Raw genomic sequence first — 13832 nt, 5'->3', positions numbered from 1 at the left:
AATGACTTGATGGGCCACCGCGGGGTGGCCCATCAAGTCCGGGTCGGCGAGCCCCGTCGGCTACTTGGGTGGAGCCGCAAGGCTTCCCCGATCTTGGATCATGGGGCGAATCAGCTCGATGTGCACGGGTGACGTCGAGTGACGTTGTTCGATGCGCTGCACGAGCGCTTCCACGGCGCGTCGGCCCAACTCATCGGCGGCGCTGTCCACGGCGGAGTAAGGCAGCGAGAACATCCGCGCGAAGTCGTCGGAATAGCGGCCGACCACGGAAATGTCCTCCGGGCACTTCAACCCCCGTGACGCGAGCACGTTCGGAAGCGCGGCGGCGGCGGCCTCATTGTTCAAAAGCAAACCTGTTGCCGACGGGTGGGCGTCCAGGAATCTGTTCAGATCACGCCCGACTTCCGGCTGGCTGGCGGCACCGAAGTAGCTATGCAGCGTCACACCCAATTCGGCGGCGCGCTCTCGCGCACTATCGGCCAGCCGCCAGACGTATGCGCCGCCGCGTTCGATCACATGCAGAGGCTGCGAGACGAGGATCAACTCGCGATGTCCGTGGGTGTGCATGGTTTCCACCATCAGGGCCCCGGCGGCCGGGAAATCGAGGTCAAAGACATCGATTCCGTCCGGATCCCCGGGAAGACCCAGGAGGGCGCCCGGCTGCGGGGCGTTGCGCAGAACCGGCAGCCTGTCGTCATTCTCGGCGACGTTCAAGAGCACGAAGCCGTCGACCATGCGCGAAGAAGAAATCCGCTGAAGGGCGGCCACGCCGTCATCCTCCGACACCAGAAGGGTGTCGTATCCCAGTTCACGCGCACGGTTCGTCACTCCGAGGATGTACTGCAGCATCGCTGGCGCGAACTCATCAGCGAGGAATCGGCCCAGCAGTGCGATGACGCTCGTCCGGGCTGTTGCGAGAGCACGTGCGCCGGCATTCGGGGTGTAGTTGAGGTCGCGGACAGCTTCAGCAACCTTGGCGCGGACTTCGGGTGAGATCGTCCGCTTGCCTGACAGAGCGTACGACGCTGTGCTCCGCGAAACGCCAGCTGCAGCAGCTACATCGCCGATGGTAACCACGCCGCGTCACCTCCCAGCGAACCGCTTCGACTGTAGGACATTCCCAAAGTCCTCGCAAGCTGTAGGAAGGGGGTGAACTCCGCGTCTCCCCGTTGGAGTCGATGTCGGTGGCAGGGGCGGCATGGGCGGCGGGCGCAGGTGAGGCGTGCGGTCGACTCCGTGCTCAAGGCGTCAGCGACACGGTCGCATCGGGGAGATCACAGGCTGGTCGCCAGACGACCGTCAAGAAGCTCCGCAACTCTCCGCCACCACAGCGGTGTTGCATCGAAGAGGTTGCTGGGCGTGACCCTCCCGCACCGCAACGACGGTGCAGATAGAGGCGCCGGAGCATCCTGCGGTGGAACACGTGCTGTGCGGTGCTCGTGGCGATCCCGAAGTGCAACTGCAGTCGCACGGTCCCGAGCGTGTTCGCGAACCTTGACGAGAATGACGGCTTCGTCAGCGTTCTCGACGAGAACCCACCGCAGTCGGAGTGGGCCATGGTGCGGGAAGCCGAAGACCTGTGCCCATCAGCGACGATCCATATCGAGAAGGACGACGACAGCAGCGGTAGCTAGTCATGCCACCTCCCGGTCGCACCCTGCATCGGCGAGACCTAGGCTCGAGGGGTGGACATCAGAGACATCCCCTTCACGACGATCGATGGCGATGCCGCCTCGCTCGCCGAATACGCCGACCAGGTCGTCCTGATCGTCAACGTCGCCTCGCGGTGCGGGCTCACGCCGCAGTACGAGCAGCTCGAGGCGCTCCAGCGCGAGTACGGGCCGCGCGGGTTCACGGTGTTGGGCTTCCCGTGCAACCAGTTCGCGGGGCAGGAGCCCGGCGATGGCGACGACATCAAGGCGTTCTGCTCGATGACGTACGGCGTCACCTTCCCGCTCATGGAGAAGGTCAAGGTCAACGGTCGCCACCGGCATCCGCTCTACGTGGAGCTGACGAAGGTGACCGACCGCCGCGGCAGGGCGGGCCGGGTGAAGTGGAACTTCGAGAAGTTCGTCGTGCAGCCGAACGGCGAGGTGCAGCGCTTCCGCCCCGAAACGCTGCCCGACGACCCGTCGGTGATCGCCGCGATCGAGCGCGGCCTCGAGCTCGCGGCCGCCGCCTGAGTCACGGTCGCCGACCACAGTCGTCGAGCCGGCGCGGCGCGCTTCCTTGACCGTCGGTGTCACGCGGCCCAGAATTGGCGGGGACCTATCCGAATGCAGGGGAGCGTGAGAAACGGATGTCAGACGCCTACACTCGTCCGATCATCGATGACCCGGCGGGCGCGAGTGCTGCGTCGGCGCCGACCGTGAGCCCACAGCATGGGGTCGCCGAGCCGGCCTCCGACGCACAGCCGCTGTGGGGTCACGATCTCCGGTTCATGCTCGTGGTGCTCGCGGCGATCGTCGCGCTGTTCCTCGCGTTCGCGTTGCTCATCGCGTTCAGCCCGACCGGTCCTGCCATCAGCGCGCTCGCCATCATCGCGGCACCGATCGCCACGATGGTCGCTGCGTACTACGGCATCTCGCTCGCATTGCGCCAGGTGAAGGATGCGCGGGATTCCGCCGACGCCGCCGACGCGCGAGCTCGCGCCGCTGAGGCGAGCGCCCGCGAGTCCGACGCGTGGGCCGCGCAGATGGAGTCGGGCCTCAGGGTGGCAGTGGCGAAGCTCAAGGCGGCAGGCCAGGACACGCGCGACGTCGAGCGCGCAGCGGGCACGCCCGACGAGTTCTTCTGATCTCTCGGCCGGCGAGAGCTCGCCGAGCATTCGGGCTAGAGCTCGGCGAGCACTGAGATCGGCCGCTCGATGCATCGCGCCACGAAGGTCAGGAACGCAGCGGCCTCGGCGCCATCGCACACGCGGTGATCGAATGAGATCGTGAGCTCGGTGACGGTGCGCACGGCGAGCTGCCCGTCGACGACCCACGGCCGCTCGATGAGCCGGCCGATGCCGAGCATGGCCGCCTCTGGATGGTTGATGATCGCCGCCGAGCCGTCGACGCCGAGGGTGCCGTAGTTGTTGACGGTGAACGTGCCGCCCGTGAGGGCGGCGGGCGGGAACGCACCGGTCGCGGCCGCTTCGGTGCGTGCGGCGATCGCGTCGCGCAGGGCGCGCAGCGACATCCGGTCGGCGCCGTGAACCACGGGAACGAGCAGGCCGCGCGGCGTCTGCGCCGCGAACCCGAGGTTCACGGCCGAGTGGTACACGAGCTCCTCGCGCTCGGCATCGAAGCTCGCGTTGAGTGCGGGGTGGCGGGCCAGGCCCGCGACGACGAAGCGTGCGAGCAGCGCGGTGAGCCCGAAGCGTTCGCCGGTGGCCTCGAAGAGCTGGGCACGAGCGGCGAGCAGTTGCGTGGCGTCGACGTCCATCCAGACCGTGGCCTCGGGAATCTCGCGCCGCGAGCGCGAGAAGTGCGCTGCGGCGGCCCGTGCCATCCGGTCGAGCGGCACCCGGCGATCGCCTTCGGGGTGGGCGATGGCCGGCGCGGGTCGCGCTGTTTCAGGCGTGCTCGGCGCCCGCAGGTCGACGGATGCCGCGGCCGGCTGCTCTCCGTGCTCGGAGATGTAGGCCTCGACGTCGTGCCGCGTGACGAGGTGGTCGGGACCGGAGCCGAGCAGCTGGCTCGCGTCGAACCCGTGCTCGCGGGCGATGCGACGCACGATCGGCGAGACCACGGGGGAGCGGCGACCGCTCTCGAGCCGGGCGCCGCCGGCGCCGCCACTGCCGCCGCCGCGTGAACCGCCACCGGACGCAGGGGTCGTCGCGGGCCCGCGCCGTCCGAAGCGGGTGGGTGCCGACGACGCGCGCTTCGTGACGGTCGACTGGCGGGTGCCGTAGCCGATCAGCACGGCACCGGATTCTTCGGGCGATGAAGCTGCCGGGGCGGCATCCGACGATGCAGCCGACACCGCACCCGAACCGGCGTGCGCTGTGGCGTCGGACTCGCCCACCGGTTCAGGCGTCGTGCCCCCTGCATCGCCCAGCGTCAGCAGCACGGTGCCGGCATGCAGCACCTGGCCGACCTCGCCGCCGAGCGTTTCGACGACACCCGCGAACGGGCTCGGCAGCTGCACGACCGACTTCGCGGATTCGAGCTCGACAACGGGCTGGTCGATGGCGACCTCGTCGCCGGGGGCCACGAGCCACGCGACGATCTCGGCCTCGGTGAGGCCCTCGCCGAGGTCGGGCAGGATGAACGACCGGCTCATGCGAGGTCCCATTCCCAGGTGTCGAGGGCGGCGAGCACCCGGTCGGCAGTGGGCAGGTGGTACTCCTCGAGCTTCGGCGACGGATATGGGATGTCGAAGCCGGCGATGCGCAGCACGGGGGCGGCGAGGTGGTGGAAGTTGCGTTCGGTGACCCGGGCGGCGACCTCGGCGCCGTAGCCGCCGAACTGCGCGGCCTCATGGATCACGGCGGCGCGCGAGGTCTTGCGCACGGATGCCCCGACGGTCGCGTCGTCGAACGGCGAGAGGCTCCGCAGGTCGATGACCTCGATCGAGAGCCCCTCGGCTGCGCCCGCCTCGGCCGCCTCAAGCGCGGTGCGCACGGTCGGCCCGTAGCCGATGAGCGTCACGTCGGTGCCCTCGCGCACGACTTCGGCACGGTCCATCGGGGCGGTCGTGACGGGCAGGGCGAGCGGCGCCTTCGACCAGTAGCGGCTCTTCGGCTCCATGAACACGACCGGGTCGTCGCTGTCGATCGCCTCGCGGAGCATCGAGTAGGCGTCGGCGGGGTTCGAGGGCATCACGACGGTGAGGCCGGGCGTGGAGGCCCAGTACGACTCCGAGGAGTCGGAGTGGTGCTCGACGCCGCCGATCGCACCGGCGCACGGAATGCGCACGACGAGCGGCAACGTCACCCGTCCCTTCGTGCGGTTGCGCATCTTGGCGACGTGCGACACCATCTGCTCGAACGCGGGGTAGCTGAAGGCGTCGAACTGCATCTCGACGACGGGCCGCATGCCGTACATGGCCATGCCCACCGCGGTGCCGATGATGCCCGACTCGGCGAGCGGCGAGTCCCAGATGCGGTCGTCGCCGAACTGCTGCTGCAGCCCGTCGGTGACGCGGAACACGCCGCCGAGGGGGCCAACGTCTTCGCCGTAGACGATGACGCGGTCGTCGGCGGCCATGGCGTCGCGGAGCGCGGCGTTCAGCGCACCGCCCATCGTGAGCTGCGTGGGGGCGGATGCCTCGGCGGGGGTCGTACTCGTCGCGGTCGCGGTCATCGTGCGTCTCCTGCGTGCGCGGCGAAGGCGCCGGCGGCGAGCTCGGCTTCGAGGGACGCGCGCTGCTCGAGCAGGGCGCTGCGGGGGCGCGAGTACACGTGGTCGAACAGTTCGAGCGGATCGAGCTCGGCCTCGGTCGTCATGACGTCGCGCGTGCGGGCCGCGAGCTGCTCGGCGGCATCCGTGATCTCTGCGCGCACCGCCTCGGTCAGCGCGCCCTCGGACACGAGGTACTTCTCGAGTCGCTCGATCGGGTCGCGGCGCTTCCAGTGCTCGACGTCGCGCGCCTGGCGGTAGCGGGTCGGGTCGTCGGAGTTCGTGTGGGCCTCGATGCGATAGGTGACGCCCTCGATGAGGGTCGGTCCGCCGCCCGAACGGGCGCGATCGACGGCGGCGCGGGTCACGGCGTACACGGCCGCGACGTCGTTGCCGTCGACGTGGTAGCCCGGCATGCCGTAGCCGACCGCCTTGTCGGCGAGGGTGGCCGCCCGGGTCTGCCGGGCGAGCGGCACGCTGATCGCGAACTGGTTGTTCTGCACGACGAAGACGGTGGGGGTCTGCCAGACCGCGGCGAAGTTGAACGCCTCGTGCGCATCGCCCTCGCTCGTGGCGCCGTCGCCGAGGAACGTGAGGGCGACGATGGGGTCGTGGCGCAACCGGGCGGCGTGCGAGAGGCCCACGGCGTGCAGGGCCTGAGTCGCGAGCGGCGTCGCCTGAGCCGAGGTGCGGTGGGCGTGCTGGTCGTAGCCGTTGTGCCAGTCGCCGCGGAACGACTGCAGGATGTCACCCGGCTCGATGCCACGGGTGAGCAGCGCCACGCTGTCGCGATAGGTCGGGAAGAGCCAGTCGTCGCTCGTGAGTGCGGCGACCGCACCGATCTCGCAGCCCTCCTGGCCGTAGGCGGAGGGATAGGTGGCGAGTCGCCCCTGCTTCGTGAGGGCGGTCACCTGCACGTCGAAGCGGCGGGCGACGACCATCTTGCGATACAGGTCGAGGAGCGTCTCGGCGTCGGGGAGGCTGAACCCCCCGGTGGCCGCGCCGCCGACCGCGTGGCCCGCATTGTCGAGGAGCCGGAGCGGCTTCTCCGACGGGAGGGTTCGAACGGCGGCATGCTCGACATTGAGGCTCATAGAGCCATGGTGCGCCACTCTCGCGGGCCGCGAATGGGCTTGCGAGCAAGCGTGAACGATCGGCACGGCGAACGCCGAACAGTTGCCATTCGTCCGCCGCGGGTGGCTCAGGTGCGCCAGATGTCCAGGGTCTGAGCGGGCGGATGACCCTCCAACTCGGCGAGGATCAGGTGCGACCTCGTCGACACCACGCCGGGCATGTCGTGGATGTCGCGCAGGATCGCCTGGCTCAACTGCTCATGGTCGGGCGCGCTCACCGTGAGGATGATGTCGATGTCGCCCGAGACGGCCTGCACCTTCTCGACGAACGGGAGCGTGGCGAGCTTCGCCGCGATCGACTCCCACGAGACCTCGCCGATGCGCACGACCACCAGGGCTGAGATGTTGAGGCCGATCGCCTTGCGATCGATCTGGGCGCCGAACCCCGTGATCACCCCGCGCTGCTGCAATTGCTGCAACCGGTTGTGCGCTGCCGTGCGCGAGATGTGCACCCGCTCCGCGAGCGTGCGGACCGAGAGGCGACCGTCGCGGCTCAACTCGGCGACGATGCGCCGGTCGATGCTGTCGAGCGCTTCGTTGCGGTGGCCTGGTTGCTGGGTCAAGTCGTCCTCATAGCTCATGCCCAGCGTACCGGCTGCGGCGCTCCGCGCGCCGGAGTGATGCGAGCATCGGGGCATGCCGGATGCCTCGGGGCAGCCGTGGCCAGAGCACGGCGACCGAGCGCAGCCAGGCGTGGGCGACGCGCGCCGCACGCGGCGTCCACCAGAACCCGTACGCCTCGCGAAGCTGGGGCGGCAGGAGCGCGGCGGTGATGAGCCGCACGGCGGGGAGCGCGACGCTCGCGCCGAACGGGAGTGCGGGCGAGCTCGACAGCAGTGCTCGGGCGACGCCGCGCGCCTCGTCGGTCACCTCGAGGCTCGTGAGCCGGTCACGCCACCACGCGTCGAACTCGGCGCGCGAGTCGGGCCAGCCCGAGGCATCCGCCTGCAGGCGGGAGCCGAGCGGCGCGTACCCGCGCACGATCGCGTCGGCGGTGCGGGGGTCGAGCGGGCCCCACAGGCGCTCCTCGAGGCTCAGGGCGACCCAGAGCAGTGTCGACGCGACCCAGCGCTGGGCATCGGCGTCGAATGCGCTGTAGGCGGGCTCGTCTCCGGATCCCGCACCGCGAACCGGTGCGTGACGCGAGTTCACGGTGCGCACCGCCTCGCGGGCCACTGCGTCATCGCCGAATCCCACGGCGTAGACGTAGTCGAGTGTGCCGATCAGGCGATCGAGCGGCCGATCGCGGAACCCGCTGTGCCGGGCGACGCCGCGAGCGACCCGCGGATCGGCGAGCTGCAGGAGGATCGCGGCACCGCCGCCGAGGAGCAGCACACCCTCGGCGGCGTGACGGCGGAAGAGTTCATGGTCATCGTGGCTGCGCATCAATACCAGTTGTACCGCTCGGAGTGCGCCCAGGCGCCGCACGGCGAGCCGTAGCGGGCGGAGATGTACGCCAGGCCCCAGTCGATCTGGGTGGCCGCGTTGGTGCGCCAGTCGGCGCCGGCGACCGCCATCTTGCTGCCCGGCAGCGACTGCGGGATGCCGTAGGCGCCGCTCGAGGCGTTGTACGCGTCGGCGCGCCAGCTCGACTCACGCGTCCAGAGCTGCACGAGGCACTGGTATTCGCCGCCGCCCCAGCCGTACCGGCCGATCGCGCCGGCGGCGTAGGCCTTCGCGCCCGCGGGGTCGACGACGACGCCTGGCGGCGGGGCGGTCGAGTCGCCAACGTCGTTCGCTGCCGCAGCGGCCGCAGCAGCAGCGCGGGCCCGCTCCTCCTCCTGCCGCTTCTGGTCGCCCACGCGCGCGAGTCGCTCGAGTTGGACCGTGCGATCCCTGAGACTCGCCAATTGTGCGTACAGCGTCTCGAGCGCCGATCGCTGCTCGCTGAGTCGAGCCTCGGCGGCCTCGTGTGCCGTCAGGGCATCGTCGGCGGCATCCGCTGCCTCGCGCGCGAGCCGCGCCCGCTCGGACTCGGCGACCTCGGCCTGGGCGCTCAGCGATGCTGAGGCGGCTTCGGCGACCTCGGCGCGATCGGCGATGGCGCCGAACACGTTGGTGAGCTGCGCCGCACGCGAGAGCCCTTCGAGCAGGTCCACGTCGTTCTCGGGGCCGAAGAGCAACCGGAGGGGAACATCCGCCCCACCGGATCGCGCGAGCATCGCCCCGACCCGGCCGAGGCGGGCAGCGGATGCCTCGGCCTCGACGGTCGCGGCATCCGCCGACGCACGCAGCGTCGCCGCACGGTCGGAAGCCGCTCGATGCGCGGTCTCCGCTGCGGCGGAGGCCGCCGCCGCCGTGACGGCGGCATCACCGAGCCGACCTGCCTCGGCCTCGAGGCCGTCGACGAACGCCGTGATGCGGGCCGCTTCGGTCTCGCGGGCGGCGACGTCGGACTTGGCGGCCTCGACCTCGCTCCACGTGGGGTATTCCTCGCCGAACGCGGCGGCGGCGGGCATCGCGGCGATCACCGCCAGCACGGCTGCTGCTGCGGCGGCGACCCTGAATCTGCCTCGCACGCGTCCATCCCCTCGAGCCCCGCGAGTCTACCCATGGCTTCGTCCAGCGACCGTTCGGACACGCAGCGTAAACTCGCCCGGATGCGAGTGAAGCGAGCGGCTGCACTGCCGTTCCTGGTTTCGGCAGTGCTCGTTGCGCTCTCCGGATGTGCGGCCGGTTCCGGCGGGACCGCCGCACCGGAGAGCCGCACCGCGACGGCGCATGCGACGCCGACGCCCACTCCCACGCCGGAGCCGGTCGACCCGATCGCTGCCTGGGTCGACGAGCGGATGGCGGCGATGACCCTCGAGCAGAAGGCCGCCGCGCTGCTCATGCTGCACGCACCGGGCACCGACCCGGCGCCGTTGCGAGCACTCGTCGATGCGGGCGTCTCCGGTCTCATCCTGATGGGCGACAACATCCCCGGCGATCCGGCGGCCGTCGCCGCCCTGGCGGGAGCAGCGACCGCCGATCCCGCCTGCCCGCCGCTCATCGGCATCGACCAGGAGGGCGGCGAGGTGCAGCGTCTCCCGTGGGATGACGCGGCGAGTGCCGAGACGTTGCGCGCGGCACCGTCGAGCGCGACGCACGACGCCTTCGCCAGCCGCGCGGCCGCGGTTGCCGGCAGTGGCGCGACCGTCAACTTCGGCATCGTCGCCGACGTGACGGCGGATCCGGGGTCCTTCATCTTCGGTCGTGTGCTCGGCACCGATCCGGCCGGGGCCGCGGAGCGCGTCGCTGCCGCGGTCGCGGGGGAGCGTGGCATCGTGGCGAGCACCCTCAAGCATTTCCCCGGGCACGGTGCCGCCCCTGGCGACTCGCACTCGAGCATCCCGAGCGCGCCGCTCTCGCTCGACGAGTGGCGCGCGGGTCCCGCAGTTCCGTTCGCCGCCGGCATCGACGCGGGGGCCGAGCTCGTGATGACGGGTCACCTCGCCTACCCCGCGGTCGATCCGGCCCCGGCGTCCCTCTCGCCGGTCTGGCATCAGCTGCTGCGCGACGAACTGGGATTCGACGGCGTCGTCGTGACCGACGACATGCTGATGCTCCAGCACAACGAGCTCCCCGAGTTCGCCGATCCCGGCGAGAACGCGGTGCGTGCGATCGCCGCCGGGGCCGACCTCCTCCTCTACGTGCTGCCCGCCGACCCGAGCGAGTTCGGCATCTCCGTGCCGGGGCTCGTCGGGTCGATCACGACTGCGGTGCAGAGCGGACGAATCCCCATGGCCAGGGTCGACGAGGCCGTCGCCCGCATCCTCACGCTCCGCCGGTCGCTCGCGGTCTGAATCCCCGGCGGCGAGACGCGCCGGAATAGATCCCGCGTCCATGCGTTTGCATACGTGTGGCCGACCGGCTGCACGAGATGACCCTTTGGAGACAACCGAACCATGACGACCACCGCCTCGACGATCGAGATCCCCGGCTACCGCGCCGGCACCTGGAAGATCGACACCGCCCACAGCGAGATCGGCTTCAGCATCCGGCACATCATGATCAGCAAGGTCAAGGGCAAGTTCGAGCGCTTCGACGCCACGTTCGTCACGGCTGAGAACCCGCTCGACTCGAGCGTCACGGCATCGGCCGAGGTCGCGTCGATCACCACGAACGAGCCGAACCGCGACGCGCACCTGCGTACCGGCGACTTCTTCGAGGCCGAGACGTACCCCACGATCGACTTCGTCTCGACCGGCATCCGCGTCGAGGACGGCGACTTCAAGGTCGACGGCGACCTCACGATCCGGGGCATCACGAAGCGCGTCACCTTCGACTTCGACTTCGGCGGCTTCGGCGGCGACCCCTACGGCAACTACAAGGGCGGCGCCACGGCGAAGACCGTCATCAACCGCGAGGACTTCGGCCTCACCTACAATGCGGCGCTCGAGACCGGCGGCGTGCTGCTCGGCGAGAAGGTCACCATCACCCTCGAGCTGCAGGCCTCGCTCGAGCAGTAGTCACTCGACGTTCACGAACGGGCGATCGCGCGGGGCGCGGTCGCCCGTTCGCTGTTGGCGACCGGTCGGCCAGCTGGACCTCGCCCGGCTGGTCTCCCCAGAACCGCGCCCATTCGGCGAACGCCGCTTCGAAGTCGGCGGTGTTCGCGGTGGTGAACGGATCGATGATCACGGATGCCCCTCCGCCGGCCTTGCCGCCGGGCTTGCGCTTCCACGTGCCGACCACCCTTCCACGTGACACGAGCACGGGCTGGAACACCCCGTTGCCTCCGGGGATGACTCGGCCGGCGAACTCGGGATCGCAGACCACCGTGCGGTCGGTGTAGCCGAGGAAGTACTCGTCGAAGGCGGCGAGCGCGAACGCGCCGGTCGGACGTCGCGTTACGGCCGAGGGGTCGGCGGGCCACCCGGCGTCGGCCACGACGAGCCGCTCGTCGTCGAAGGCCGTGACCGCATCGCCGACCGCCGCGTGCGCGAGCCGGGCGTCGGTGAGGGTGAGGCCGCTCCACCAGGCGAAGTCGCGAACGGTGGCTGGGCCGTGTCCGCGCACGTAGGCGAGGAACAGCGCCGCGAGGGTCGCCTCGCGATCGGACGGCGCCGCCGATCCGGCGGGCCCGGGCGACCATTCGTCGAGGAGCACGAGGCGTTGGCCACGGCCTTCGATCGGGCCCCAGCACACCACGGCGTCGTTCGCGAGCCACCAGATCAGGTGGTAGCCGCGCTGTCCGGTGGTGACGATGCCCGCCGCCTCCCAGGCCTCTTGCAGCTCCGCCCGCGAGCGGGAGCCGCCGGCGAGCTCGCGTTCGGCGATCGAGCGCGCCTTGCGGTAGACGGCGGCGTCGAGCTCGAGGTCCGCATGACGCAGGGCGGCCCGATGCACCTCGCGAGGACCGGTGATCGCGAGGATCGAACGGAGTGTTGCCGGTGGCAGCAGGTGCAGGGTGCCACGGAGCGGCCACGACCGCACGATCTCGCGAGCCTCGATCGCCGAGTCGACATCGGCCGCCGTCGAACCGCGCACGCGAGACCCCAGCACCCATTTCGACGCGGTGAAGTCTTGCGCCTGCACGGCGCCCAGGCGCTCGACGGCGGCGGCGATCGAGGGGAGGCCGCGCTTGAAGCCGTGCGATTCGAGGCGGGCGGCGCGCACGCGGGCGTCGCTGGCGAGCTTCGGCATGCTCCGAGTCTGCCGGATGCCGGTGACATCCGTCGCCCGCCGTACAGCTGCCGTCGATGTTCGGCGGCCCCGGAACGATAGACTGGGAGGCTGTGCCGCTCGGCACGCCATCCCACACCCGTCGCTCCGGAGGATTCCCGTGCTCGCCGTCCATGATCTCGAGATCCGAATCGGCGCACGAGTGCTCATGGAGCATGTCGACTTCCGCATCTCCCCGGGGGACAAGGTGGGTCTCGTCGGCCGCAACGGCGCCGGTAAGACCACGCTGACGAAGACACTGGCCGGGGAAACCCTGCCGACCGGCGGCCGCATCGATCGCGGCGGCGAGATCGGCTATCTCCCGCAGGATCCGCGCTCCGGCGATCCCGAGATGCTCGCCCGCACGCGCATCCTCGACGCGCGCGGGCTCGGCTCGCTCGTGCTCGGCATGCACGAGGCCTCGATGCAGATGGGCAGCGACGACTCGGCCGTGGCCGAACGCGCGATGAAGAAGTACGGCAACCTCACCGACCGCTTCACGGCGCTCGGCGGCTACGCGGCCGAGGCCGAGGCCGCCTCGATCGCCTCCAACCTGAACCTGCCCGATCGCATCCTCGACCAGCCGCTGAAGACGCTCTCGGGCGGCCAACGCCGGCGCATCGAGCTCGCCCGCATCCTCTTCTCCGATGCCGAGACGATGATCCTCGACGAGCCGACGAACCACCTCGACGCGGACTCCGTGGTCTGGCTCCGCGAGTTCCTCAAGGGCTACCGCGGCGGCGTCATCGTCATCAGCCACGATGTCGAGCTCGTCGGCGAGGTCGTGAACCGGGTGTTCTACCTCGACGCGAACCGCTCGATGATCGACGTCTACAACATGGGTTGGAAGCACTACCAGCGCCAGCGCGCCGCTGACGAGGAACGGCGCAAGAAGGAGCGCGCGAACGCCGAGAAGAAAGCCGGTGTCCTGCAGCTGCAGGCCGCGAAGTTCGGCGCGAAGGCCTCGAAGGCCGCCGCGGCGCACCAGATGGTCGCTCGTGCCGAGAAGCTCCTCGCCGGGCTCGACGAGGTGCGCGCCGTCGACCGCGTCGCGAAGCTGCGCTTCCCGACGCCCGCCCCGTGCGGACGCACCCCGATCACGGCGAGCGACCTCTCGAAGAGCTACGGCTCGCTCGAGATCTTCACCGCCGTCGACCTCGCGATCGACCGTGGCTCGAAGGTCGTCATCATCGGCCTGAACGGTGCCGGCAAGACGACGCTCCTCCGCATCCTGGCAGGCGTCGACCAGCCCGACACCGGCGTCGTGGAGCCCGGCCATGGCCTGCGCGTCGGCTACTACGCACAGGAGCACGAGACGCTCGACGTGAAGCGCAGCGTGCTGCAGAACATGGTGAGCGCCTCCCCGAACCTCACCGAGACCGAGGCGCGCAAGGTGCTCGGGTCATTCCTCTTCACGGGCGACGACGTGCACAAGCCCGCCGGAGTGCTCTCGGGCGGTGAGAAGACCCGTCTCGCCCTCGCGATGATCGTCGTCTCAGGGGCCAACGTGCTGCTGCTCGACGAGCCGACGAACAACCTCGACCCCGCGAGCCGCGCCGAGATCCTCGATGCCCTTGCGCACTACGAGGGCTCGGTCGTCCTGGTCTCGCACGACCCCGGCGCCGTCGAGGCACTGAACCCCGAGCGCGTGCTCATCATGCCCGACGGCACCGAAGACCACTGGAGCCGCGAGTACCAGGAGCTCATCGAGCTCTCGTAGGGGGTG

14 protein-coding genes are annotated in these 13832 nt (G+C 70.3%); 6 read left to right on the top strand and 8 right to left on the bottom strand.

What is annotated here, in order from left to right:
* Positions 1 to 60: 60 nt before the first annotated feature.
* Positions 61 to 1077: a LacI family DNA-binding transcriptional regulator gene (locus QFZ26_RS18530; protein ID WP_307044761.1), complete on the bottom strand. Its 1017-nt coding sequence runs from the start codon at positions 1075 to 1077 to the stop codon at positions 61 to 63.
* A gap of 356 nt (positions 1078 to 1433) precedes the next feature.
* Between QFZ26_RS18530 and QFZ26_RS18525 the strand changes: the two genes are divergently transcribed.
* The 3 genes from QFZ26_RS18525 (at position 1434) to QFZ26_RS18515 (ending at position 2797) form a co-directional block, all read left to right on the top strand.
* Positions 1434 to 1634: a ferredoxin gene (locus QFZ26_RS18525; RefSeq protein ID WP_307044759.1), complete on the top strand. Its 201-nt coding sequence runs from the start codon at positions 1434 to 1436 to the stop codon at positions 1632 to 1634.
* Positions 1635 to 1685: 51 nt separating this feature from the next.
* Positions 1686 to 2183 (top strand): glutathione peroxidase, encoded by a 498-nt coding sequence (locus tag QFZ26_RS18520; RefSeq protein WP_307044757.1) that lies wholly within the window; start codon positions 1686 to 1688, stop codon positions 2181 to 2183.
* Between the two features lie 116 nt (positions 2184 to 2299).
* A complete protein-coding gene (locus tag QFZ26_RS18515) occupies positions 2300 to 2797 on the top strand; it encodes a hypothetical protein (protein ID WP_307044755.1) in 498 nt (165 codons plus the stop codon).
* Positions 2798 to 2832: 35 nt separating this feature from the next.
* Here the strand turns inward: QFZ26_RS18515 and QFZ26_RS18510 are convergent, their stop codons facing one another.
* The 6 genes from QFZ26_RS18510 to QFZ26_RS18485 form a co-directional block, all read right to left on the bottom strand.
* On the bottom strand, positions 2833 to 4269 hold the full coding sequence (locus QFZ26_RS18510) for a dihydrolipoamide acetyltransferase family protein (protein ID WP_307044754.1): 1437 nt from the start codon (positions 4267 to 4269) through the stop codon (positions 2833 to 2835).
* Positions 4266 to 5291: an alpha-ketoacid dehydrogenase subunit beta gene (locus tag QFZ26_RS18505; protein WP_307044752.1), complete on the bottom strand. Its 1026-nt coding sequence runs from the start codon at positions 5289 to 5291 to the stop codon at positions 4266 to 4268. Before QFZ26_RS18505 ends, QFZ26_RS18510 begins: the two co-directional genes overlap by 4 nt.
* Entirely contained in the window at positions 5288 to 6421 is a 1134-nt protein-coding gene (pdhA, locus tag QFZ26_RS18500) for a pyruvate dehydrogenase (acetyl-transferring) E1 component subunit alpha (RefSeq protein WP_307044750.1), read from the bottom strand. Before pdhA ends, QFZ26_RS18505 begins: the two co-directional genes overlap by 4 nt.
* Positions 6422 to 6528: 107 nt before the next feature.
* Positions 6529 to 7023, bottom strand: a complete 495-nt coding sequence (locus tag QFZ26_RS18495) for an Lrp/AsnC family transcriptional regulator (protein WP_307044748.1) — start codon at positions 7021 to 7023, stop codon at positions 6529 to 6531.
* 7 nt (positions 7024 to 7030) lie between these two features.
* On the bottom strand, positions 7031 to 7846 hold the full coding sequence (locus QFZ26_RS18490) for an oxygenase MpaB family protein (RefSeq protein WP_307044746.1): 816 nt from the start codon (positions 7844 to 7846) through the stop codon (positions 7031 to 7033).
* Positions 7846 to 8979, bottom strand: coding sequence for a hypothetical protein (locus QFZ26_RS18485; protein ID WP_307044744.1), 1134 nt, complete (start codon positions 8977 to 8979; stop codon positions 7846 to 7848). Before QFZ26_RS18485 ends, QFZ26_RS18490 begins: the two co-directional genes overlap by 1 nt.
* An 81-nt stretch (positions 8980 to 9060) precedes the next feature.
* Here QFZ26_RS18485 and QFZ26_RS18480 point away from each other — a divergent pair, with 81 nt between their 5' ends.
* Both QFZ26_RS18480 and QFZ26_RS18475 read left to right on the top strand, forming a co-directional pair.
* Complete coding sequence (locus QFZ26_RS18480; RefSeq protein ID WP_307044742.1) at positions 9061 to 10245, top strand: glycoside hydrolase family 3 N-terminal domain-containing protein; 1185 nt, start codon at positions 9061 to 9063, stop codon at positions 10243 to 10245.
* Positions 10246 to 10347: 102 nt separating this feature from the next.
* Positions 10348 to 10911 (top strand): YceI family protein, encoded by a 564-nt coding sequence (locus QFZ26_RS18475; RefSeq protein WP_307044740.1) that lies wholly within the window; start codon positions 10348 to 10350, stop codon positions 10909 to 10911.
* Here the strand turns inward: QFZ26_RS18475 and QFZ26_RS18470 are convergent.
* On the bottom strand, positions 10877 to 12088 hold the full coding sequence (locus QFZ26_RS18470) for a winged helix DNA-binding domain-containing protein (RefSeq protein ID WP_307044738.1): 1212 nt from the start codon (positions 12086 to 12088) through the stop codon (positions 10877 to 10879). The genes QFZ26_RS18475 and QFZ26_RS18470 overlap by 35 nt on opposite strands.
* Before the next feature lie 139 nt (positions 12089 to 12227).
* Between QFZ26_RS18470 and QFZ26_RS18465 the strand changes: the two genes are divergently transcribed.
* The gene (locus QFZ26_RS18465; RefSeq protein WP_307044737.1) at positions 12228 to 13826 is read left to right on the top strand and encodes an ABC-F family ATP-binding cassette domain-containing protein; all 1599 of its coding nucleotides are present in this window, start codon (positions 12228 to 12230) and stop codon (positions 13824 to 13826) included.
* Positions 13827 to 13832: the final 6 nt, after the last annotated feature.

Origin of the sequence: Agromyces ramosus (assembly GCF_030817175.1) — a bacterium.
Taxonomy (GTDB): Bacteria; Actinomycetota; Actinomycetes; order Actinomycetales; family Microbacteriaceae; genus Agromyces; species Agromyces ramosus_A.
The sequence above is the reverse complement of the archived record's forward strand: the minus strand, read 5'-3'. Positions and strand labels throughout refer to the sequence as shown.